Raw genomic sequence first — 23,404 nt, forward strand, 5'->3', positions numbered from 1 at the left:
GGGCGAGAGCGTGGCGCGCGGGCCGACCGGCCCGCGTTGGCGAGGGACGTCAGGTCGAACGCGTGCTTGATGAGTTCCTGATGGGGACGAGCGTCCTTCCGCGCTGATCGCTCAGTGGTATGGATGAAAACGGGCAACCTGCGGGTTGCCCGTTTCGTTTGCTGCGCTGCTTGCTGGAGCCCGGCGCTTCAGCTCTCGATCAGCGTCGCCAGGCAGTCTGTCTCGAAATGCCGATCGACGAAGTCGGCGAGCCCCTCGAACACCGCATCCAGCGTGCGTACTGAGCCGCCGAAGAGCGCGCTGAGTACCGCCGGGGATTCGAACAGGCCGTGCGCGTAGAGGCCGAGGATGTTGTCGCGCTGCCAGCCGATCGGGGCGCCCAGCGCATCGCGTAGTGCGATCGTGAGTGAGCCGGCATCCGCGCGGACGCTCGTTTGGCCGTGGCGGATTTCGTAGCCGTCGAGCGCGACGCCGGACAGCGCGGCCCATGCGCCGTGCAATTCGCCCAAGCAAGTGCGGGTGTGGGCGAGGTGTTTTTCGGCGGCGAAGGTGGTGGCGAGCGGCAGCAGGCCGAGCCCCTCGCAGGCGGTGTCCACACCATGCGGATCGTGCAGCGCATGGCCGAGCATCTGCAGGCCGCCGCAGATGCCGAGCAGCGGCCGGCCAGATGCGGCGTGCGCGCAGATCGCGGCATCCAGCCCACGTTCCCGCATCCACTGCAGGCTGGCGCCGGTGTGCTTGGCGCCGGGCAGGATCACCCAGTTGGCGCCGGCCAGCAGGGCCGCTTCGCGCACCCAGCGCACACGTACATTCGGCAAGGCGCGCAGCGGCTGGAATTCGTCGAGATTCGAGACCCAGGGGTAGGCGACGATGGCGATGTCCAGCACGCCGGGCTGACCGGTGGGCGCTTCGTCGAACACGCCGTCTTCTTCCGGCAGGCCGTGCTCGCGCCACATCGGCAGCACCGCCACGGTGGGCACGCCGGTGAGCGCTTCGAGTTGCTGCGGGCCGGGCGCGAGCAGGCTGGCGTCGCCACGGAATCGGTTGAGCACGAAGCCGCGGATCAGCGCGCGTTCGGCGGCGGGCAGCAACTGATGGGTGCCGTAGAGGTGGGCGAAGGCGCCGCCGCGGTCGATGTCGGTCACCAGCAGACAGGCGGCATTGGCCTCACGGGCGATGCGCATGTTCACGATGTCGCAGTCGGCGAGGTTGATTTCGGCGGGCGAGCCGGCGCCTTCGATCACCACTACATCGTGCGTCGCCATCAGTTGATGCAGGCTTTGCTGTACCACCGGCCACAGTGCGGCACTGCGCTCGCGCCAGGGCGTGCGCGCGATCAGCGGATCGACCTGCCCGCGCACGATCACCTGGCTCGCGGTGTCGCGCTCAGGCTTGAGCAGCACCGGGTTCATGTCCACCGTCGGTTGCGTGCGTGCGGCGAGTGCCTGGAAGTACTGTGCGCAGCCGATCTCGGCCATGCCGCCATTGGGGCCGACCACCACGCGCGCGTTGTTGCTCATGTTCTGCGCCTTGAAGGGCGCAACCCGCAGCCCGCGATTGGCGTACCAGCGGCACAGCGCCGTCGTGAGCCAGCTCTTGCCGGCGGACGAGGTGGTGCCGAGCACCATCACCGCCTTCGCGCGGCGCGGCGCCTTGGGTTCAGGCGCCATGGCGCGGAGCCGCTTTGCGGAAGCGGGCGCCGGGCGTCGCGCCGGCTGCCGTGGTGTGTGCCAGGATCATCAATATGGTGCCCCCTCGGCGTTTGCGCGGGGGGCGGCGGTGAGCGGGCGAGCCGGCATTGCGGGGTGCTCGGGTGGCGTCTGCAGGCACTTCTGCCACCAGCCCACGTCGTGCCAGGCGCCCATCTTGTAGCCAACATTGCGATACACGCCGATTTCGGTGAAGCCCATGGATGTGTGCAGGCCCACGCTCGCGGCATTCGGCAGTGCGATGCCGGCGAAGGCCTGCACATAGCCAAGCTCGATCAGCGCGTCGAACAAAGCGGTGTAGAGCCGTTGCCCGACACCTTGTCCGCGCGCATCGGTGCAAATGTAGGCGCTGGTATCGACCGACCACTGATAGGCGGCGCGCTCCCGGTGCGGGCTGGCGTACACGTAGCCACAAACCGTGTCGTTTTCATCCACCGCAAGCAGCCACGGAAGCTTTGGCAGGGTGCGGGCGATACGGTTGCGCATCTCCAGCGGGCCGGGCGGCTCCAGCTCGAAGGACGTGGCGGTGTGTGCAACGATAGGATCGTAGATCGCGGCGACTGCCGCGGCGTCGTCCAGGCTGGCGGGCCGGATGCGGATGGCGGCGGCCTTGAGAGGCAAGGTCATCAGGATCGCGCTGGCGGGGCATGCGCCCTGTAGTTCGGGCGATGCATGAAGTGCAAGCGGCGCCGCTGCGTGCGGGATGCGGCGGAAGCCAAAGCGCGGGAAGTAGTCGGGCGCGCTGACGGTCAGCAGGTACAGCGCGCGCATGTTGAGCGCCCGGGCGCGCTCGATGGCCGCGCGCAGCAGCCGGGTGCCGATGCCGTACCCCTGCATTGCCGGCGCAACACTCAGCGAGCGAAGCAGGGCGTGCGCGCCATGGATTTCAAGGCCGACGCAGCCGAGGACGGCGCCATCGCGGTGCGCGACGATGAAGTTCGGCAACTGGGCCTGTGCGCCGGCGAGCGGCTGACGATGGGTCTCCAGCAATTGCGCAATCGCGGGCCAGTCGTCCGCCTTGGCGGGCGCGAGATTGATGTCGTTCATCTTTGGCATCCGGTGTTGGTTCTTGAGTCAGCGAGCGCGTCATCGCGCAGCACTTGCAGCAGCTGCGCCAGTGCGCGGCCAACGGCGGCGCGATCGCTTGCCTTGAGGGGTTCAAGCAGTTGCGCGGCATGCCGATCGAGCGTGGCATTGAGTGCCGCGACGCGCACCATGCCCGCCTTGCTCAGGCTCACCAGCCAGCTGCGCGCGTCGGCAGGGTTATCGGATTTGATCACCAGACCTTCGGCGACCAGCTTGTCGACGGCGCGACTGATCCAGCTCTTCTCAAGCATCAGGCGTGTGCCCAGTTCCGACATGGGAATCGGGCCTGAGCGCGCGAGCTCGGTCAGGATGTGACATTGCGTGCTGCTTGCGCCGCAGCACGCGGCAACGGCGCGCTGGGCGCGGGTGTAGCGTCGCGCAACTTCGCGCAGCAACTCGCCGGGGTGGGGAGTGGGAGGCGTCATGGTAGTTGTTAGTGGCAACCAAGTGGGCGAACTCTAGGCGCCGCACAACAGGTTGTCAATGGCAACTAACCGGACTCAGTCTGTGTCAGCACCGCGTAGGGCTTCGGCCTGCATCCAGGCGCGCGGCGAGCACCCGGGCTTATGCGTGAACACCCGTGTCAGCGCCGAGGTGCAGGCCCAGTTCCTTGCCATGAGTTTGAGCGTCCGCCCGCTTCGGGGGGCATCGGCTCGCGCGGCACCTGCAGCAAGGGCAACCGGGTTGCCTGAGTGCTCCGGCGCATCCATCGTCGCGCCCGCCAATCGCCTTGCGCCGCATGCCCGACGCCTGCGAGCTTGCCTTCACAGGTCAGCGCAGCGTCTGGGTCAGTTGTGCGGCGCCATCTGCGTAGCGCACTTCGGCCAGTGCACCGTTGATCAGCAGCCACTGCGGTGGCATGTGGCCGATGTCGCAGCCGAGGATGACCGGGCAGGGCAGATCGCCCAGTGCGCTGACGATGGCTTCGCGCTGATTCAGCCATTCGGGCGTGCGCACGTCACCCGCGCTGCTGCGCCCCACGAGTACGCCGGCAAGTCCCTTGAACCAGCCAGCAAGTTTGAGCCCCTGCACGACGCAGAGGAATTCGGTCGGGCGCAGGTTGCAGTTCTCGAAGTAGAGAATCGCGCCTTCGTCGGCTGCGTCGCGCACGAAGCGTGGCACGTCACCGAAGGGGGAGCCCGCGAGGTAGCGCACGGTGTCCAGGCAGCCGCCGATCAGCCGGCCTGAGAACTGCACCGCGCGCGCCGGGTTCACATCCAGCAGTGCGAGCCGCGTCGGGATCTGCGGGGTGAACACGCGCTGCGGGGCAATCGTGTAGTCGCCCCAGTCGGCCTGCCAGAAGCGCGAACTTTGCTGCGTGAAGCGGCCGCCGGCGGGGGTGGCGAAGTGGCCCATGACAGCGGCGGTGATCGGGTCGTTCTGCCCCGGCACCAGATCCATCAGGCAGGGGCCGTGCGCGGTGGCGACGCGCGCCTGCAGCGTCAGCGCCATCAGCAGCGTCGAGGTGTCGGAGTAGCCCAGCACCCAGCTTGGCGGCGCGCTGGCGAGCGCATCGAAATCCAGCAAGGCGAGCAGTTCCACCGCCAGTTCGCCACCCCAGGGCGGCAGTATCGCGGCAATGCTAGGGTCGAGCAGGCAATGCATCAGCTCGGCGGCGCGGCGCGCGGCCGGGGCGCTGGCGTGCTTGTGGTTGGCGCGCAGGCAGTGGCCTTCGACGACCTCGAAGCCGCGCTCGCGCAAGTGCCGCAGCACCAGATCAAGGCGTTCGTGGCAATCGGCACCAACACCGGCCGACGGGGCTGTGACGGCAATGCGGCTGCCGCGGGCAAGGGGGGCGGGGTAGCGGATCATGGCGCCAGTGTGCCAGCGCTGTGCGCACCGCGTTCTGCGGTGCGTCAGTCGTGGCGTGTCAGTGCTTCGAGCCGGTTCAGGTAGTGCAGAGCGTGCACACGATCGGTGCCGCACATTTCGGCCGAGGGCTGCAGGCCGCCGCATACCGCGGGGCGCCGCGGGTCACCGAAGAGCTTGCAGCGCAGTTGTTCATCGAGCTGGATGCAGGGCACACCGGCTGGCTTGCCGCCTTCCATGCCGGGAATCGGCGAGGAGATCGAGGGCGCGATGCAGCAGGCCGCGCAGCCGGGGCGGCAGTCGATCACGCCGCGTTCGGTTGGTGCCATAGCCAACCCACCAGATGATGCTGGGCGCGCCGCACCGTCCAGTCGGTGCAGGCGAAGCCTTGCCCGGCGGCGAGCGAAAAGCTGCCGTGGTCCATCACTTCGACCAGCCCGCCCTGCCAGAAGCGGCCGACCATGGCTTCGAAGGTCTCACCGGCGGGAATTTGCTGGGCGCCGGGCCGGTCCACCGGCCGCGTGCTGGCGGCCAGGTCGTGCCAGCTTGCCCATTCAAGCCGCGCCAGCGCGCTGCGCAGGGTGTCGCACCAGGCGCTGCAGCCGGTGTCCGGCGCAAGCTGGCCGATGAGGTTGCAGAACAGCACCGCATGGTCGCCGTAGTGGGCCTGCAATGCGTCCAGCCCGCCGGGCGCAAAGACGTCAAGGCTGTCGAAACGCAAGGGCTTCCCCTTCAGGCGGCGGGCGAGCAGCACGCGCGCGATCGGGTCGGGTTCCAGTACGGTGATCTGCGCAAAGCGGGCAAGCAGCGTATCAGGCAAGGTCCAGCCGGCACTGGGGCCAACCAGCAGCAGTTGGTCGCTGCGCGGGCGCCACGCGTCGAGCCAGCCTTCAAGCGTATCGGCAAAGCGCTGCCAGGCGCGGTGCCGTTGCCGCAGGGCGGTGAGGTGCCAGCGCAAGCCGCCGCTGTCGTGCAGCAACTGGTTGTTCAGGCGCGGCACCGCCAGGGGCGGCGGCAGTTCGTCAGACGGGCAGATCACGCGGCAGGGTCGGGCGTTTCGCCGAGCACTTCATACAGGCGCGCCAGTTGTTTGCGCAGCGTGGCTACTTCGTCCTCAAGCCGCGCGACCCGGTCGGCCAGCAAGGGATCGCGCGGCGTGCCGGTGTGGCCGCCGGGCGCGCTGGCGGGGATCTCTGGCATGCCGGATAGCAGATGTGCCCAGCGGTTTTCGCGTGCGCCCGGTGCGCGGGGCAGCTCAACAACCAGTCCGCCGGCACTGCGCTCGGCCAACTCGGCCAGGAAAGCCTCGACCGACGAGACGTCGGCGAACTTGTGCAGGCGTTCGCTGTTGGCGCGCAGCTCTGCCGCGGTTTGCGGGCCGCGCAGCATCAGCGTGGCAAGCAGGGCCACCGATTGCGATGGCACCTGCAGTACCCGCCCGACGTTGTGGCCGTAGCGGGTGACGCGGCTGCCAGAGCTTTCGATGATCAGGGTATGGCTTCGCAGGGTGTCGAGCGCTTCAAGCAGATCGGCTTCGCTTGCGTCGATCACCGGATCGCGGCTGGTTTTCTGGTTGCAGCCGGCAAGCAGGGCGTTGAGCGAGAGCGGGTAGGTGTCGGGAACGGTGTGTTCCTTTTCGACCAGGACGCCAAGGATCCGGGTTTCAAGCAGTGACAGCGGGGGCAGCGGGTGGGCCATGCGCAACATCCAGTGGTGAGACGGGGCCGATTGTGCCACCGGCCGCCGTGTTCGTCCGCAAACGCAGGGAATGCAAGGGCTGGCGCCTGCCGCAATTTCGCTAAAGTTTATCGCCGCCCTTGCCGTGAACCTTCCCATGCCGGGCGCAATGGGGTGGGTGCGCGCTGTCCGGCCGGGGTGCCCGCAAAGGGGCGCCGTGTTGGAGCGCTGTTGTGTGCGGGGTTTGCCCGGCCGGCTGCGTTGATACCGCCTCGCATCGTTTGACTTAACGACGGACCTTGGACCATGTCGATCTCGAAACGACTGATGCTCATGCTTGCCATTGCGGTGGGTGCGCTGATCACGATAGGCGGTATTTCCCTCGCATCTTTTGCAAAGATTCGTGGCGAAGTGGCGCTTCTGACGGCCAATGCTGCGCCCAGCCTGCTGGTCATGGGCGACATCAGCAATAACTACCGGGACCTTCGCTCGCAACTGCTTTCCACCCTCATGGAGCAGGATGCCGACCTGAAAAAGGCCTTTGCCGAGAAGGCCAGGCTGACCGAAGACGAAGGCCAGAAGCTGATCAAGAGCTATGAACCGCTGGTCAGCGATGAAACGGACAGGGCCTTGTACGAGAAGCTCAAGGCCGATTTCAAGACTTACGGCGAGGCCTACCGCGCCACGCAGGAGGCGTCGGTGGGCGGCAAAGCCGACGAGGCCACAATGCTGATGTTCAGCAAGGTGATGCCGGCGGCTGCGGCGCTGGAGGAGTCGATCACGAAAATGGTCAAACTCAATGCCGATGGATTCAAGGATGCCGAAGCGCGGGTCAATGCCACGCAGGCAAGTGCCCAGGCATTGAGTGTGGCGGTGAACCTGGTGGCCATGGTCGTACTGCTGGTGTTCGGTGTGATGGTGATCCGCGCGGTGCGGATTCCGCTCGCATCGATGGAACACACGGTTGAAGCGATTGAACGCGAAATGGACTTCACCCGCCGCGTGCCGCTGCGCAGCAAGGACGAAATTGGCGCCACGGTGCAGGCGTTCAACCGCCTGCTCGACAAGCTGCAAAGCAGCTTCAGCGAGATCCGCAATGCCGCCGAAGGTGTCAGCCGCCAGGCCAACGAAGTGGCCCACGCGGCGCAGGAAATGCAGGACGGCTCACGCGTAGCCAGCGATGCATCGAGCGCCATGGCCTCGACGGTGGAAGAGGTGACGGTCAGCATCAACCATGTGGCAGATCGCGCCAATGATGCGGCGGTGGAATCGCGTCAGTCCGGCGCCCGTGCGCAGCAGGGCGAAAGCGTCATCACCGGCACGGTGGCGGAAATCAATGGCATCGCAGACCGTGTGCATGAAGCCGCGCAGCGGATCGAAACCCTGGCCTCTGAAGCGCTCAGCATCAATGCGGTGGTGACCGTCATCAAGGAAGTGGCGGACCAGACCAACCTGTTGGCGCTGAACGCCGCGATTGAAGCCGCGCGCGCCGGCGAGCAGGGGCGTGGTTTTGCGGTGGTGGCGGACGAAGTACGCAAGCTGGCTGAACGCACCGCGCATTCAACGCAGGAAATCAGCACCCTCATCGGCCGCATTCAGGGCAGCGCTGAAAGCGCCGTGGATCAGATGCGGGGTGTGGTGGAGCGGGTTGAGGTGGGCGTCAAGCAAGCCACCGAGGCCGGCGCTGCGATTCAGGAAATCCGCAGCAGCTCCGAGCATGTGGTGAGCATGGTGGGCGATATCTCCCACGCGATCCGCGAGCAGAGCGCCGCCTCCACGAATATTGCGCAGCAGGTGGAGCGCATTGCGCAGGTTTCCGAGGAAACCAACGCCTCTGCCGCGCAGACCTCCGGCGCAGCCGATTCGCTCAGGGCACTTGCCGGGCAGATGCAGGAAGCCGTATCGAAGTACAAGATCTGACACCTTGCCCGGCAAGCCCGGGCTGCTGCCGTGATCACAGGCCCCGTGGCGCATGACGCCCGGGGCCTTTTGCTTGGCGATGCAGGCCCGCTGCAGTGCATTGCCCTGTGCGCCAAGGCGCGCCGCTGAAGGCTCGTAGCGCGCGAGAGCGTGGGCAGCCTTGGTGTCTGCCGGGCGCCGCAGTGTTCCCGCCGCGTGCGGGCCCCTGGTGTGGGCGAAAAAAAGCCCGCCAGGGAAGGCGGGCTTTTGCCAAGCGGTGGATCGAAGCAGCCTGATCAGGGCATCACGCTCTTGAGCGTTGCATCCATCTGACCCTTGTCCAGGTAGATCAAGACTGAAGGGTCTTCGGCTGCGAGCTTCTTGGCGTCGGCGAGTGACCCGACTTCCTTCGGCGGGCCGCCCAGGCCGGTGAATTGCAGCTTGGCGTAGTGGGCCTTGAGCTGATCCGGGGTCTTGCCGATGATCTCGTTGGCAAATTCGGTACGGGGCGATCCGGCGTAGTCCATCGGCTTGGCCGGGTTGCCCCCCACGTTCTTGGCCTTGCCCATGAAGACATCGGCCACCTGTGCCTTGCTCAGCCCGCCCAAAGGGGACTTGGCACCAGCGGCGATGACCACTTCAGCGTGCGCGAATGCCGGAAGCCCCGCAAGCAGGCTTGCCAGGCAAAGTGTGCGAATGGTTTTCATGCCTGCCCCCTTAGAAAATGAAGTCGATCGAGGCGGTGTAGAGATTCACCTTGCCGTCGTAAGTGGTGCCCGCGACGCGCGGCCATGTGCCGCCCATCGGAATGGAGTCGTATTCATGCTCAATGAACTCGGCCTGCACTTTGAGTGCCACGTTGCGGTAGAAGTCCCAGCGGGAGCCGATCGTGATCGCGCTGCGGTCGGTAGCCTGGCCGTAGTAGACCCCGTTGACCGCCCCCGCGAGCGCGCGGAACGCGGCCGGTGAGCCTGCGGGCGTGGCAATCACCGGCGCCTCATCGATCGACGTGGTAGACATCGAATAGCTGATGAAAGGCGTGAGCGTGCGCCAGCGGTAAGCGCCCAGCAGCAACAGGCCACTGGTGTCGGGGACGATGGCGCTACCCTGGCGGATGCCGTACTCGGCATGCCCGTAGAAGGCGCCTTCGTCGTAGCTCATGCCCAGACCAAAGAACACACCGCTCGAACCATCGACGATGTCCTGGAAGTTCTGCGACTCTTCCTTGCAGTTGGGGCACAGCGGCGCAAGCGCGGGGTTGGCCAGAGCGGTAGCAATGGCGCTGAGGCTGTTGGCCGAATTGCCCACGGCCTTGAGCTGCACGCTGGTGCCGCTGGCGCGGAAGGTCCACGGGCCGGTGCTGTAAGTGGCGGCAGCACCGAAAATCGCATCCGCCTTGTAGGACGTGCTTGCGGTGTTGTAGCTCGTCACCCCCCCGAAGGCTTGCACCTGCAGGCGGCCCGGGCCCAGTTCAGCGCCAAAGATCACTTCGGCGCCGTCATGCCGGCTCAGCGGGTAGTTGTCGCCCATCTCGCGGGCGTAGCGGACCGGCACCATCGAATAGCCGACGTTCTGCGAATCGGACAACATGAAGACGGGCGTGACCATGCGGCCGGCGCGAACGCGCCAGCTATCGTTGATGGTCCACATCACATTGGCCCATTCCACCTCGGCCTTGTAGTCGCCCTTGTCGCGCTGCTGTGCCACCACCTGCAACACGCCGCTGAATTCGCCGCCCCGGTTCACATCGAACTGCAAGCCGAGCTTTGAATCGACATCGGTCGCCCAGGTGTCGGCCTTCACGTTCTTCTGGAAGGGCATGCGGAAGCCCACCGCGGGATCGTCGGTCATTGAAGTGGCCAGGGTGCCGAAGCCGGATACGGCCAGCCAGTCGAAGCGGGCCTCTTGCCCGACTGCCGGCCCCGCCAGCGCGAGCGCGACTGCAATTGAAATCGGTGTACGCATCGTTGTCTCCTCTGAATGCGTGGGTATGAAATGAAGTTATGGTTTGTGCGTGCTCCGGGGGCGTACCGCCCCCGAGTTGGGATCAGGGCGAAATCACCTTAAGGCTGCTATCGACCTGGGCTTTATCGAGGTAAATGATGACGGAGGGGTCTTCGGCTGCGAGCTTCTTGGCGTCGGCCAACGAACCCAGTTCCTTGGGCGGCCCGCCGAGTCCGGTGAACTGCAGCTTGGCGTAATGCGCCTTGAGTTGGTCTGACGACTTCCCAAGGTAGCTGTCCCAGAACTCGGACTTCGGTGAGCCGGCATAGTCCACCGGCTTGGTGGGTTTGCCACCGACTGTCTTGGCCTTGCCGAGAAACACTTCAGCAACCTGCGTCTTGCTCAGCCCGGCCAGTGGCGAAGCGGCGCCCGCCGCGATCACCACCTCGGCCGACGCGGCGCCGGTGAATGCTGCACTGCAAGCCACAAGGCAGAGTGTGCGAATGGTTTTCATGCCTGCCCCCTTAGAAAATGAAGTCGATCGAGGCGGTGTAGAGATTCACCTTGCCGTCGTAAGTGGTGCCCGCGACGCGCGGCCATGTGCCGCCCATCGGAATGGAGTCGTATTCATGCTCAACGAACTCGGCCTGCACTTTGAGTGCCACGTTGCGGTAGAAGTCCCAGCGGGAGCCGATCGTGATCGCGCTGCGGTCGGTAGCCTGGCCGTAGTAGACCCCGTTGACCGCCCCCGCGAGCGCGCGGAACGCGGCCGGTGAGCCTGCGGGCGTGGCAATCACCGGCGCCTCATCGATCGACGTGGTAGACATCGAATAGCTGATGAAAGGCGTGAGCGTGCGCCAGCGGTAAGCGCCCAGCAGCAACAGGCCACTGGTGTCGGGGACGATGGCGCTGCCCTGGCGGATGCCGTACTCGGCATGCCCGTAGAAGGCGCCTTCGTCGTAGCTCATGCCCAGACCAAAGAACACACCGCTCGAACCATCGACGATGTCCTGGAAGTTCTGCGACTCTTCCTTGCAGTTGGGGCACAGCGGCGCAAGCGCGGGGTTGGCCAGAGCGGTAGCAATGGCGCTGAGGCTGTTGGCCGAGTTGCCCACGGCCTTGAGCTGCACGCTGGTGCCGCTGGCGCGGAAGGTCCACGGGCCGGTGCTGTAAGTGGCGGCAGCACCGAAAATCGCATCCGCCTTGTAGGACGTGCTTGCGGTGTTGTAGCTCGTCACCCCCCCGAAAGCTTGCACCTGCAGGCGGCCCGGGCCCAGTTCAGCGCCAAAGATCACTTCGGCGCCGTCATGCCGGCTCAGCGGGTAGTTGTCGCCCATCTCGCGGGCGTAGCGGACCGGCACCATCGAATAGCCGACGTTCTGCGAATCGGACAACATGAAGACGGGCGTCACCATGCGGCCGGCGCGAACGCGCCAGCTATCGTTGATGGTCCACATCACATTGGCCCATTCCACCTCGGCCTTGTAGTCGCCCTTGTCGCGCTGCTGTGCCACCACCTGCAACACGCCGCTGAATTCGCCGCCCCGGTTTACATCGAACTGCAAGCCCAGCTTTGAATCGACATCGGTCGCCCAGGTGTCGGCCTTCACGTTCTTCTGGAAGGGCATGCGGAAGCCCACCGCGGGATCGTCGGTCATTGAAGTGGCCAGGGTGCCGAAGCCGGATACGGCCAGCCAGTCGAAGCGGGCCTCTTGCCCGACCGCCGGCCCCGCCAGCGCGAGCGCGACTGCGGCCGCAATGGGTGTACGCATGGTGTATTCCCCCGTGTTGGAACGGCCCCCGCCGCTCATCGTCACTGGCCGTTCGCCGGCCTGAAAGCACTGCGATCCGTCGCGGTTTGCTTGATGGGCGTACGATGCCCTTGCCGCGCCTGAAAGCAGTTAGCGGCACCGGGCGCGCCGGACTTTAGGAGAATGTTGTGAATGCCGACTTGAACGTTGCTTTGACGCAACGCCTGCGGTGATCTGATCGCCCGGATCGGACGACGGCGCATCGCGGGCGCGGTCTTTTGCGGCGGGCAGCCTTTGCGTGCGTGCTACTCGGCCCTCAAGGCATCGAGCGGATCGAGCCGCGCCGCATGGATCGCCGGCGCCACGCCGGCCGCCAGCCCCACGCTCACCGCCACGCCTTCGGCCAGCAGTGCGTACAGCCAAGGAATGCTCACCGGCAGCGCCGGCACCGCCAGTTTCAGCAGGCCTGCAATGCTCGCGCCCAGCACCAGCCCGGCAATGCCGCCAATCGCGGCAAGCAGTGCTGCTTCGGCGAGGAAGAGCCACAGGATGCGCCGCCGCGTGGCGCCGATTGCGCGCAGCAGGCCGATTTCTGCCGTGCGTTCGGATACCGCGATGGTCAGGATCGTCAGGATGCCGACGCCGCCCACCAGCAGCGAGATGCCGCCGATCGCCGCCACCGCGAAGGTCAGCGTATCGAGGATGGTGCCGAACACATCCAGCATCTGTTGCTGCGTGATGATCGTGAAGTCCTCGCCGCTGTGCCGCGCGGTGAGCACCTGCTTGATGCTCGCCACCACCTCGTCCACCGGCGCAGTGGGCTCATACACGACGTGGATTTCCATCAGCCCGTCGCGGTTGAACATGTCCAGCGCACGGCCAACCGGGATGTAGGCGGTGTCGTCCAGATCGAAGCCGAGCATCTGGCCCTTGGGCGCCATCACGCCGACCACGATGTAGCGCTCACTGCCAACGCGGATACGCGCGCCGAGCGACTGCTGGCCGGGGAACAGCTCGCGCGCCACCTTGGCGCCCAGCACTGCGAAGGCGCGCGCGTTGCGCGGATCGTCGTCCGGCAGGAACTGGCCGCTTGCCACCTTCATCTGCAAGGCGTCGGGGAACTGGTGGCCAACACCGTACAAGGCCACACGGCGCGTGCGCTTGCCGAACTCCAGTTCCGCGTTGCCCTGCACCAGCGGATCGGTCACCCGCACCCAGGCCGCGCGGCGCAGCGCGATCGCATCGTCGATCGACAGCGGGCGGGTGGTGTTGATGCCGCCCAGCGGCGCGCCCTGCGTCTGGCTCTTGCCCGGCTGCACCGTCAGCAGGTTGGTGCCGAACTGGGTGAACTCAGCGATCACAAAGTGATGCAAGCCCTCACCGATCGCGGTGAGCAGGATCACTGCCGCGATGCCCACTGCCACCCCCAGCGCCGACAGCGCGGTGCGCATCCGGTGCGCGGTGAGCGAGGTAAGCGTGAAGCGGGTGAGGTCGGCGGTGCGCATTGTCAGTGCCCTCTCATCGCTTCGACAAGGCCTGCACCGGATCGAGCTTCGCTGCCTGGCGCGCCGGCATCACGGTGAACACGACTGCGGTGACCACGGCCGTGAGCGGCGCGGCCACCAGCGCCCACCACGGCGCCGAAAACGGAATGTTCGGGAAGGCCGCAATCAACGCCTGCTGGCCCAGCAGCCCCACCGCCACGCCCGCCGCCGCGCCGCCCAGCGCCAGCAGCACCGCTTCGCTGAAGAAGATGTGGCGGATCTCCGCCGCGGTCGCGCCGAGCGCCTTCAGCAGCCCGATCTCGCTGCGCCGCTGCGCGACCGAAATCAGCATCACGTTCATCACCAGGATGCCCGCCACCGCGAGGCTGATCGCCGCCAGCCCGCCGATCGCCAGCGTCAGGGTGCCGAGGATGCGGTCGAAGGTTGCCAGCACTGCATCCTGTGTGATCACCGTGACGTCGCGCTCGCCTTCGTGTCGCTGCATCAGGATCGCCTCGGCATCGGCCTTGGCTTGCGGCACCTGATCGCGGTGCTTGGCCTCCACCAGCACGCGGAACAGGCCCTCGGTATTGAAAAGCGCCTGCGCCGCGGCCACCGGTACGATCACCACTTCGTCGGTGTTGAAACCCAGCGAGGTGCCCTGCTTGCCAAGCACGCCGATCACGCGGAAGCGCCGGTCGCCAATGCGCAGCCAAAGACCCAGCGCGTTGCGGGCGCCAAACAACTCCTTGGCAAGGTCGCGCCCGATCACGCAAATCGGCTGCGCATGGTGCGGATCGCCCGCGGGCAGGAAGACGCCCTGCGCGAGCGTCATGTTGCGCACCGCGAGGAAGTCGGCCGTTGAGCCGAGCACCGGCCCCTCGCGCACGCGCGCGTCGGCGCCATCGGCCGCCCGCACCGCGCCAAGGCCCACGATCAGCGGCGCAAGGCGGCGCACCGCCAGGCTGCGTTGCAGGGCCAGCGCATCGTCCAACGTGATGTCGCGGGTCGTTTCGCCGCTCGCAATCGCCGGCCCGGCGCCCGCGGTCTCCGATCGCCCCGGCAGCACGATCACGAGGTTCGTGCCAAGCGCGCCGAACTGCTCGGCCACGTAACGCCGCGCGCCTTCGCCCAAGGCGCTCACCAGCACCACTGCCGCCACGCCGATGCCCATCGCCAGCAGCACCAGCGCGGTCCGCACCACGCCACCGCGTACCACGCGTGCGGCGTACTGCAGCAGATCGGCGTTGCGCATCTCAGTGCCGCCCGGCCGCCCGAAGGCGCTGAGGCGCCCCCCTGGGGGGGTGGAGCGAGGACTTCGCGAAGCACTGCTTCGCGCTCGCGGAACGGGCCGGCTGTGCAAAGCCGGCACTGGTGCGGTGAAGTGAGCGTGGGGGTAGTTTCATCTCAGCGTCCGTCCTGAACGATCTCGCCATCGACCATGTGCAACTGCCGATGCGCGCGGCGGCCCAGTTCCGGGTCGTGGGTCACGATGATCAAGGTGGCGCCCGCGGCCTGCAGGCCTTCGAGCAGGGCGATCACGTCCTGCCCGGTGTGGCGGTCGAGGTTGCCGGTCGGCTCGTCGGCGAGGATCAGCGAGGGCCGCATCGCCATCGCCCGCGCAATCGCCACCCGCTGACACTGCCCGCCGGAAAGCTGGTTCGGCCGGTGGTCGGCGCGCGGCGTGAGGCCGTAGTCGCGCAGCAACACCTCGACGCGCGCAGTGCGCTCCGCCGGGTCGATGCCCGCCAGCACCATCGGCAACTCGATGTTCTCGCGCGCCGACAGCCGTGGCACCAGATGGAAGGACTGGAACACGAAGCCGATCTTCTCGCGCCGCGCCAGCGCCCGTGCGTCGTCATCCAGCCCGGTCACGTCGCGGCCGTCGAGCAGGTAGTGGCCGCTGTCCGGCTGGTCGAGCAGGCCCAGCACGTTCAGCAGCGTCGACTTGCCTGAGCCCGACGGTCCCATGATCGCGATGTACTCGCCCTGCGCGATGCTGAGGTCCAGCCCACGCAGCGCTTGCACCGTCTCGTCTCCGACGGTGAAGCGGCGGGTGATGGCGGAGAGGTGGATCAGGGGTGGGGGCATCGTTCTTCGAGCCTGTGGTTGCTTGACCGCACCCTGAGGGGGGTTGAGGACATTGAGTGCCTCAGTCTCTGCGGACGAATGGGCCGAGTCTCCCAGACACAAAGTGGTTGGGGCGCCAGCCGGCACAAAGCTTCTCGACTACAAAGTTGTCCATGAATCCGGCAACAACGCCAACAACTGGGTTTGTTGCATCAAGGGCGAGAGTAAGCAGGTAGCGGAGGCTCTTCGCCGGGAGTTTCTGGATCCAACCTTCCGAAGTGACATCACGCATGTAGCTGCGAATCATGCCTTCGTCCGGACTTACAGTTTTCAACCAGCTTTTGAACCTTTCTGCACGATCCAGCATGACGAGAAACTCATCAAACGAACGCTCGCCGGCATCAATGACCTCTGCAACAGTGGGTGAGTCGGGCAGCGTGACCTCAGTAAACGCTCTGCGGGCGTTGATGTTGAGTTTTGATCTCCGGAGGAGTTCGGCGTGCCGCACTTGAATGATCGATGACGTGACTGATGACGTCACAAAATCGCCACCGTAAAACGCGGCCAGCGCGAGATCTGCTCTGGCGTCCAATAGATTAGTCAAGAGGTGCGCAATTGTTAGCGGCTCAAGAGATGGAACGGCGGCCGCCCTTCTTTTATTGATGCCGTCGAGATCGAGATTGGAGAACACAAATGCGCCCAGATCCGAAATAAGGACCTCGAACTTGAAGTCGTCTCCAACTTTGTAACCACCCGGAGTTACAGCGATTGCCGCCCGTATAGCCTGGGTAACAAACGCTGCGTCCGAAAGATCGTTCTTCGCAGCCTCTGTAATTCCACCGCGTAGGAAGTGATGGCCGGACAATTTCCGAACGGACACGCGTTCGAGAAAAGCTCCGACGAACTTCTTTGCTTTGGTTCTCGCGATGCCCAGACTCTCCAAGTCAAATTGCAGCCTGTCCTGCGTTGATCTCAATTCGCCGGTACTTTCGTTTCCCGAGAACCGCATGGCAACGAAGTTGTGATAATTCGATACGCCGACAGAATTTGTCTGCGTCCCCAGTATTTCCTCGCAGAAAACGCCCGATATGTCAGGACGACGAATTAACGTAAGTACGCCGTCGGTCCCAAGCTGGCGAACCAAGCCCAGCAACGTGCTTCGGTCAATGAAAACCTGCACTTTCTGGTAATAGAGCATCGACTCTGCGATTTGACCTGCCGAAATGGGCAGGCCTCCTTCCTCTCTGCGGAGCACTATGTGGTCAAACATTTGAGTCTCGTGGTTGGGACAGTTTCGTAGGTTGGGCTGAGTGGTGCGAAGCCCAACGTTTGGGTGCGTGATCGTGGGGTGCGGCTTGCGATGGGCGTTGTTGATTTGCGGGCGTGCTTTGGCCGGGAGTCCGTCCCGGCGGCCGGGTTCCTTTCTCTTGCTTGCCCAAGAGAAAGGAACCAAAGAGAAGGGCACCCGGCGTTCGCGGTCGGGCGCTTTGCGCCCGACTTCCCTCGCGTGCTCGCGAAGTCGGGCGGCTGCGGAACTCGGCCCTGCGGGCCTCAGACAGTCCTCGCCGTCGGCGCTCCGCGCCGATGCCCCGAGTTCGCTGCGCTGCTCGGCGCTCTCGACGGGACGCAAAGTCAAAACCGTCGGTGTTTCAACGTGCGTTGCGCATTCGTGGTCGGGATGAAGTGAAACGGAAGCTGGAGCGGCCAGTGAAATCGCGCACCCTGGACCCATGCCTGCGGCCAGCATCTCGCCTACCGGAGCGCCGCAACGGTCGAGCGTCGACGTTTTCCCAATCCCCTCTGAAACGCCGAGCAGCACAGAAGCGTCGGGTTCCGACGCGTAGCGGCGGTGGCGAGGACTGTTTGAGGCCCGCAGGGCCGAGTTCCGCAGCCACCCGATGCTTCGAGCAGCGCAGGGAACCCCTTGCGCAGCAAGGGGCGTTGAAGCGGGGCGACTTTCTTTGGTTTCTTTCTTTGTTCGCACAAAGAAAGAAACCCGCCCGCCGGGGGCGGGACCCCGGCCAACGAACGGTGGTGCCACGGCAGCCGACAATTGAAGTGAAGGGTCTGCGCGCGCGGGACGTTGGGCTTCGCTGCGCTCAGCCCAACCTGCGCTCAATCGCGTCGCCGGCCAGCGCGGCATCATTTCCTCACCAGATCAGCTTCCGCCTTCGCCCCCGCCTTCACGCCCGCGCGGTCCAGCGAGGTGACGATGCGATCGCCCTTCGCGAGTCCGCTCGCGACTTCGGTGAACTCCCAGTTCGACAGGCCGGGCGAGAACGTCACTTCCTTCAGCACGCCATCGCTGCCGAGCACCAGCACGCGGTTGCCGGGCATCACTGCTGCGGTGGGTACGCGCAGCACTGGGTCATGGGTGGTGACGATGATGTCGACGTCGGCGCTGTAGCCGATCAGCAACGCCTGGGTGTCGGCGGTGTCGGTGAAGTGCACTTCGACTTCGGCGGTGCGGGCCTGCTTTTCGAGCGCGAGTACGTAGGGCGCGATGCGTTTCACCGTGCCCTTGAAGTGGCGGTCGCGGAAGGCGTCGAGCGTGATGCGCGCGCTCATGCCGAGCTTGAGGCGCGCGGCATCGACTTCATCGATCGGGGCGCTGACGTAGAGGCAGCTATCGTCGATCAGGTCCACCGCCGGCAGGGTCTGGATGCCGGGGGGCGAGGGGGTGAGGTACTCGCCGACCTCGCCGTTGAGTTCGGCGACGATGCCGTCGAAGGGCGCGCGCAGCACGGTGCGCGCAGTGTCGGCTTGCGAGGCGCCGATGCGTGCCTGCGCCTCGCCGACTTGCGCCTTGGCGGCACTGCAGGCGGCAGCGCGGGACTTGGCTTCAGACAGGGTTTGTTCGATGCCTTCGGGTGAGAGGAAACCCTGATCGCGTAGTTGTTGAGCGCGGCGCGCGTTGGCAGCGGCGGTGTCGGCGACGGTGCAGGCTTCATTGACGCGGGCACGAGCGCTGAGCAGTTGCTCGCGGGCGATGCGTTCGCGCGCGGTGACGTCGTCGTTCCACAGTTCCAGCAGCAGGTCGCCGGCTTTGACGCGCTGCCCTTTCTTCACGGCCAGCGTGCCGATGCGGCCACCAGCGGGCGGTGCCAGTTTGGCGCGGCGGCAGGCGGTGACCGAGCCGGCGCGGGTGTTCGACACCGTGGCCTCGACGCGGCCGGGCTGGACTTCAGTAACGGTGACGGCGATCGGCTTGGGACGGGTGAGCGTGTAGGCGAGGGCAGCGACTGCCACTGCGAGCACCGCCACAACGATCAGGCGGCGTGTGAGTTTGCTGCGTGGCTTGCTGGGTGCGGTCTGCGGCGAGTCCATCTGAGCCTCTTGCACGGATAGAACTGCAGACACTACACCCCTTACGGGGGAGAGGGGTTTTGCGCGGGGTCAGGGGCGGTGGGATTTGGGTAGTGCCGCGTGGTGCGGCTGTGTGCTTCGTGGCGTAGGTTGGTGCTGAGCGTGAGCGGAGCCCAACATTTGTTGGCTTTCGGCTGGGTTTGATCAGCTGGGTCGGTCGCGGCTTCGAGCCGGGTCCCGGCCCGGCGGCCGGGGTTCTTTCTTTGTGCGAACAAAGAAAGAACCCAAAGAAAGTCGCCCGGCCTTCGCGGTCAGGCGCTGCGCGCCTGACTTCCCTCGCGTGCTCGCGCAGTCGGGCGGCTGCGGAACTCGGCCCTGCGGGCCTCAGACAGTCCTCGCCGTCGGCGCTGCGCGCCGATCCCCCGACCCCGCTGCGCCACTCGGCGCTCTCGACGGGATCGGGCCGCGATTCACGGCGGTTGCCCGCTCTCGGGGGGCGTTTGTCGGCTGGGCACACTCCTGCCGCAACGCGGCAAGCAATCCCTCAATCCGGCAGCGGCGCGAACAGTGCCTGCAAGCCGGCTTCGTCGAATTTGGCGTCGCCGGCGTGGTCTTCGGAGAGGATGCCGGCGGCGAGCGCGGCTTTCTGTTCCTGCAGCGCGAGGATCTTTTCTTCGATGCTGCCGGCGACGACCAGTTTGTAGACGAACACGTTCTTCGTCTGGCCGATGCGGTGGGCGCGGTCGGTGGCTTGGTCTTCGGCGGCGGGGTTCCACCAGGGGTCGAAGTGGATCACGGTGTCGGCGGCGGTGAGGTTGAGGCCCACGCCGCCGGCCTTCAGGCTGATCAGGAAGACTGGCGCATCGCCGTTCTGGAACTGTTCCACCACGGCCTGACGGTCGCGGGTGCTGCCGTCCAGCCGCACATGGGCGATCTTGGCTTCGCTGAGTGCTTCTTCGATCAGATCCAGCATCGTCGTGAATTGCGAGAACAGCAGCACCCGGCGGCCCTCTTCGACCAGGCCGGGCAGCAGGTCCATCAGCAGGTCGAGCTTGGCGTGTTCCTTCACCTTGGCGGCGGCCGGGGTCTGCAGCAGGCGCGGGTCGCAGCAGACCTGGCGCAGCTTGAGCAACGCATCGAGGATCACGATCTGGCTGCGCGCAAAGCCGCGTGCCGCCACTTCGTCGCGGATGCGCTTGTCCATGGTCGCACGCACCGTCTCGTAGAGGTCGCGCTGGCGGCCTTCGAGTTCGACGCTGCGCACGATGATGGTCTTGGGCGGCAGCTCGGCGGCGACTTCCTGCTTGCGGCGGCGCAGGATGAAGGGCGCCAGCCTGCGCGCCAGCAGCTCGCGGCGCAGCAGGTTGCCGTGCTTTTCGATCGGCGTGCGCCAGGTCTGCGTGAAGGCCTTGCTGTCGCCGAGGAAGCCGGGCATCAGGAAGTCGAATTGCGACCACAGTTCGCCGAGGTGGTTTTCCAGCGGCGTACCGGTGAGGCACAGCCGGTGTCGGGCGTCGACTTCGCGTACCACCTGCGCGGCGAGGCTGCGGACGTTCTTCACCGTCTGCGCTTCGTCGAGGATCAGGTAGTGCCAACTGCGCGCGGTCAGCGCTTCGCGGTCGCGCGCGAGCAAGGGGTAGGTGGTCAGCACCACGTCGTGCGATTCGATGATGTCGAAGCGTTCGCGGCGGTCGGCGCCGTGGAGTTTGAGCACCCGCAGATCCGGTGCGAAGCGCGCGGCTTCCTGCTGCCAGTTGAACACCAGCGAAGTCGGCAGCACCACCAGCGAGGGGCGATCCATGCGCCCGGCGCGCTTTTCGGTGAGCAGGTGGGCGAGCGTTTGCGCGGTCTTGCCGAGGCCCATGTCGTCGGCCAGGATGCCGCCCAGCTCGTGCGCGCGCAGATGCTGCATCCAGGCGAGACCTTCCTGCTGGTAGGCGCGCAGCGTGCTGGTGAAACCCTCGGGCGTTTCGACCGGCGCCACATGCGCGGCATCGGCGAGGCGCGCGATCCAGGGCGCGAGGCGGTCTACGCCTTCGAGTTCCCAGTCGCTGTCGATGAAGGCTTGCTTGAGCCGCGGCGCATCCAGCGTGCTGAGCTTGAGCGTGCCGTTCGGCGTATCGAACAGATCTACCAGCGTTGATGCGAGTGGCTTGATCCGCGCCGCGGGCAACTGGATGCGCGCGCCGTCCGGGCCGAGCAGTTCGATCGCCTCATCGTCGGGCATGGCATCGATCGCGGCGCGGTCGAGCCAGCGGGTATCGCGGCGGAACAACACGTAGAGCAGCGGGGCGAGGTCGAGCCTCTGGCCGTTCACCTCGATGCCGAGCGAAAGCGCGAGCCAGCCGTTGGCATCTTCTTCGAGCTCGGCATGCCAGTCATCGACGGTGAGCACATGGTGGCGAAAGTCCGGTGCACATTCGATCTGCCAGCCGGCAGCGCGCAGGGCGGGAGCTTCGGCGTTGAAGAATTCGCGCCAGGCCGCTTCGCTGCCAAGGCCCAGCATTCCATCGGGCAATCGCTCGAAGCTGCTCAGCGCGCGCGGTGGGGTGGGCGCGAAGCCGGCGCGCTTGAGCGCGGCCAGCGCGTCGGCCTCGGCCTTTTCGTCGCGTGCAACGCGCGCGGCGCGGCCGTCGGGCAGGCTGATCAGCGAATCGGCGCTGCCGGCAGCAAGTTCGGCCTCTGCGTAACGGAAGGCGGCGCGCGCGAAGTCGTAGAGCGCGTGCATCGCATTCGGGTAGTCGCGGTGCGCCATCAACTGCCACACGTGCAGGGTCTCCAGGCGCAGCACCGGGCGCACCGGCGCATCGATCTGGGGCAGCGTGGCGGCGGCAGGGGGTGGCAGTGCAGGCGCGACATCGGCCAGCACACTCGAAACCAGCGCGAGTTCGGCCTTGTTGAGCGGCGGCAGGCGCAAGGCCTCGGCCACCACATCAGCTTCCGGTACGGCGAGCAGGCCGCACTCACCGCCGTCATCGAGGTAGCGGAAGGGTTGCGTATCGAGCACCACCCGCGCGGCGGGCCGGGATTCGAGGTGCGCGCGTACGCCGCCCTCGCGGGTTGCTTGCCAGCTCAAGTGACCAGTTCGCTGCACGCCGAGGATGAGCGGAATCTCGCCCGGATAGTCGGGCTCGGCCTCGTCGCCAAGAAAGGCGCGGCCGGTGTCGAGCAATGCGTCGAGCAGCAGGCCACCGTTGCGCCCGGCCACCGGCACTTCGCCCCAGTTGCCATAGCGTTGGGTGCTGCGCTCGATCGCGCGAATCTGGCGCAGTACGGCCAGATCGTCGTCGTTGACGAAGGCCGGTGGTTTGAGCAGCGCCTGATCAACGTTGTACCAGCTGTCAGCCTGCGCGATGTCGCCGTCCGAATTCAGGCGCACCTTGTGGATCACGAGGCTCGCGCCCATGCCGTGCAAGCCTGCCAGCACGGTGTAGTGGAGCGTCTGGCGGCTGTTGGTCTTTTTCGGCTTGCTTGCGCTGCGCGCCTTGGCGACACGGCTACGCAACTGTTGGGCCCATTCGAGCACCTCGGCCCGCGGCTTCTCGACCAGCGCGCCGGGGCGCCTGGCCGCCAGCAGCAGTGCCACCACATGCTTGCAACGCCCACCGACCGGGCAGGAACAACGGCTGGCAATCTCGATCGTGATTTCGCCAAGCAGCTCACGTTGGCTCAACCTCACCACGGTGCGGTAGGGGCGGGGTGCCGAGCCGGTGACATTCGCCATCAGCGTTTCACCCGACAACTCCAGATCACGCACCCGACCGATGTACTGGCGGCCCCGCGCGATGGCGGCGCTGCTGAAGAATTCCTCCAGCAAGTTGTCGTCAAGTCGGGTCAGCAGATCGGTGAGCGGCATCGTGTCGAGATGAAAAACGGGGTGCAACAGCATACCGGCAAGCGGCGATCCGGCCTCATTTCAGCCGCTTGCGGCGTGTTTCGTCGAGGATGAAACCGACCAGTGTCAGGGCTGCGAGGGCCGCAACAACGATTCCGAACTTCCGCACGAAACGGTCGTCGGTGCTCTTCGCCTGGCGCTTTCGAACTTCAATCAGCTCAGGGCTCACCGACAGGCCGGGGTGTTTTGACCATGCGACTTCTACGTGGCCGTCCCCGCGCTCTGGTGCGGCTCTCAGGCAAACGTGGATAGGCACGAAGGCGTAGTCATGGCCGCGCGTGTTCGCGCTGCGCAACCACCTGCAGAAGTCATCGGCCGCGTGACAACTGATTTGGCGACTGCTGATGTGCGTGCCGACCTTCATTTCCAGCGTGCCACCCTTGAACCCTTTGGTGGGCTGGATCAGGCGCGCCTCGCCGCGGAACTCCGTACATGGAGCGATTTGCCCCGCCACATCGAGATTAGCGGGGACGCCCATGAAGGCAACGAAGGCCAGCATGCCAAAGCAGGCATTCAAAGCGGCGCAGAACACGTTGGTGCCCCACCGGTGAAAACCCCTGCGTAGCGGTCCGGGAGGCCCCATCAATCGATTCAATGTCAGCGACAGGGTGATTGGCGCGGTCGCGGCGAGCACCATGAAAACGATCAGCAGAGCGAGTGTCGACGCATTCAAGACTGCGGGCCTTTCAAGCGCGCTTGCAGTGCCTACGAGCAGTGGCTGGACTTCGATCGATTGCCGGCTCGCGAACACATGCCGCTCGCCCAAGGCAGTTT

The 23,404-nt window shown here is 65.9% G+C and carries 19 protein-coding genes; 1 reads left to right on the plus strand and 18 read right to left on the minus strand.

Annotated features, from left to right (window positions below; all coding sequences use genetic code 11):
- Window positions 1-188: 188 nt before the first annotated feature.
- The 7 genes from OPU71_RS15510 to OPU71_RS15540 all read right to left on the minus strand — a co-directional run bounded on the left by OPU71_RS15510 (window position 189) and on the right by OPU71_RS15540 (window position 6,302).
- Window positions 189-1,670: a cobyric acid synthase gene (locus OPU71_RS15510; protein WP_267728919.1), complete on the minus strand. Its 1,482-nt coding sequence runs from the start codon at window positions 1,668-1,670 to the stop codon at window positions 189-191.
- Window positions 1,671-1,739: 69 nt separating this feature from the next.
- On the minus strand, window positions 1,740-2,756 hold the full coding sequence (locus OPU71_RS15515; RefSeq protein WP_267728920.1) for an arsinothricin resistance N-acetyltransferase ArsN1 family B: 1,017 nt from the start codon (window positions 2,754-2,756) through the stop codon (window positions 1,740-1,742).
- Window positions 2,753-3,220, minus strand: a complete 468-nt coding sequence (locus OPU71_RS15520; protein WP_267728921.1) for a MarR family winged helix-turn-helix transcriptional regulator — start codon at window positions 3,218-3,220, stop codon at window positions 2,753-2,755. Before OPU71_RS15520 ends, OPU71_RS15515 begins: the two co-directional genes overlap by 4 nt.
- Before the next feature lie 346 nt (window positions 3,221-3,566).
- Window positions 3,567-4,607, minus strand: a complete 1,041-nt coding sequence (locus tag OPU71_RS15525) for a S66 family peptidase (protein ID WP_267728922.1) — start codon at window positions 4,605-4,607, stop codon at window positions 3,567-3,569.
- Between the two features lie 44 nt (window positions 4,608-4,651).
- Window positions 4,652-4,909: a YkgJ family cysteine cluster protein gene (locus OPU71_RS15530; RefSeq protein WP_267728972.1), complete on the minus strand. Its 258-nt coding sequence runs from the start codon at window positions 4,907-4,909 to the stop codon at window positions 4,652-4,654.
- Window positions 4,909-5,643, minus strand: coding sequence for a hypothetical protein (locus OPU71_RS15535; RefSeq protein ID WP_267728923.1), 735 nt, complete (start codon window positions 5,641-5,643; stop codon window positions 4,909-4,911). Before OPU71_RS15535 ends, OPU71_RS15530 begins: the two co-directional genes overlap by 1 nt.
- The gene (locus OPU71_RS15540; protein WP_267728924.1) at window positions 5,640-6,302 is read right to left on the minus strand and encodes a YceH family protein; all 663 of its coding nucleotides are present in this window, start codon (window positions 6,300-6,302) and stop codon (window positions 5,640-5,642) included. The genes OPU71_RS15535 and OPU71_RS15540 overlap by 4 nt, the downstream gene beginning before the upstream one ends.
- A gap of 285 nt (window positions 6,303-6,587) precedes the next feature.
- On the opposite strand from OPU71_RS15540, the gene OPU71_RS15545 reads away from it, so the two are divergent.
- Window positions 6,588-8,201 (plus strand): methyl-accepting chemotaxis protein, encoded by a 1,614-nt coding sequence (locus tag OPU71_RS15545; protein WP_267728925.1) that lies wholly within the window; start codon window positions 6,588-6,590, stop codon window positions 8,199-8,201.
- A 275-nt stretch (window positions 8,202-8,476) separates the two neighbouring features.
- Here OPU71_RS15545 and OPU71_RS15550 read toward each other — a convergent pair whose 3' ends face one another.
- The 11 genes from OPU71_RS15550 to OPU71_RS15600 all read right to left on the minus strand — a co-directional run bounded on the left by OPU71_RS15550 (window position 8,477) and on the right by OPU71_RS15600 (window position 23,396).
- Entirely contained in the window at window positions 8,477-8,887 is a 411-nt protein-coding gene (locus OPU71_RS15550) for a hypothetical protein (protein ID WP_267728926.1), read from the minus strand.
- Window positions 8,888-8,897: 10 nt separating this feature from the next.
- Entirely contained in the window at window positions 8,898-10,145 is a 1,248-nt protein-coding gene (locus OPU71_RS15555) for a hypothetical protein (protein WP_267728927.1), read from the minus strand.
- An 82-nt stretch (window positions 10,146-10,227) separates the two neighbouring features.
- Window positions 10,228-10,638 carry a hypothetical protein gene (locus OPU71_RS15560; RefSeq protein WP_267728928.1) on the minus strand — a complete coding sequence of 137 codons (411 nt, stop codon included), beginning with the start codon at window positions 10,636-10,638 and terminating at the stop codon, window positions 10,228-10,230.
- Between the two features lie 10 nt (window positions 10,639-10,648).
- Window positions 10,649-11,896, minus strand: a complete 1,248-nt coding sequence (locus OPU71_RS15565; protein WP_267728929.1) for a hypothetical protein — start codon at window positions 11,894-11,896, stop codon at window positions 10,649-10,651.
- A gap of 284 nt (window positions 11,897-12,180) precedes the next feature.
- On the minus strand, window positions 12,181-13,380 hold the full coding sequence (locus OPU71_RS15570) for an ABC transporter permease (protein ID WP_267728930.1): 1,200 nt from the start codon (window positions 13,378-13,380) through the stop codon (window positions 12,181-12,183).
- 13 nt (window positions 13,381-13,393) lie between these two features.
- A complete protein-coding gene (locus tag OPU71_RS15575) occupies window positions 13,394-14,614 on the minus strand; it encodes an ABC transporter permease (RefSeq protein WP_267728931.1) in 1,221 nt (406 codons plus the stop codon).
- 152 nt (window positions 14,615-14,766) lie between these two features.
- Entirely contained in the window at window positions 14,767-15,450 is a 684-nt protein-coding gene (locus OPU71_RS15580; protein WP_324256074.1) for an ABC transporter ATP-binding protein, read from the minus strand.
- 61 nt (window positions 15,451-15,511) lie between these two features.
- Entirely contained in the window at window positions 15,512-17,248 is a 1,737-nt protein-coding gene (locus OPU71_RS15585; RefSeq protein ID WP_267728932.1) for a hypothetical protein, read from the minus strand.
- 323 nt (window positions 17,249-17,571) lie between these two features.
- The gene (locus tag OPU71_RS15590) at window positions 17,572-18,756 is read right to left on the minus strand and encodes an efflux RND transporter periplasmic adaptor subunit (protein WP_267728933.1); all 1,185 of its coding nucleotides are present in this window, start codon (window positions 18,754-18,756) and stop codon (window positions 17,572-17,574) included.
- Between the two features lie 523 nt (window positions 18,757-19,279).
- Complete coding sequence (locus OPU71_RS15595) at window positions 19,280-22,624, minus strand: DEAD/DEAH box helicase (RefSeq protein WP_267728934.1); 3,345 nt, start codon at window positions 22,622-22,624, stop codon at window positions 19,280-19,282.
- Between the two features lie 22 nt (window positions 22,625-22,646).
- Window positions 22,647-23,396 (minus strand): hypothetical protein, encoded by a 750-nt coding sequence (locus OPU71_RS15600; RefSeq protein WP_267728935.1) that lies wholly within the window; start codon window positions 23,394-23,396, stop codon window positions 22,647-22,649.
- Window positions 23,397-23,404 lie beyond the last annotated feature (8 nt).

This window comes from Niveibacterium sp. 24ML, from assembly GCF_026586805.1.
Taxonomy (GTDB): domain Bacteria; phylum Pseudomonadota; class Gammaproteobacteria; order Burkholderiales; family Rhodocyclaceae; genus Niveibacterium.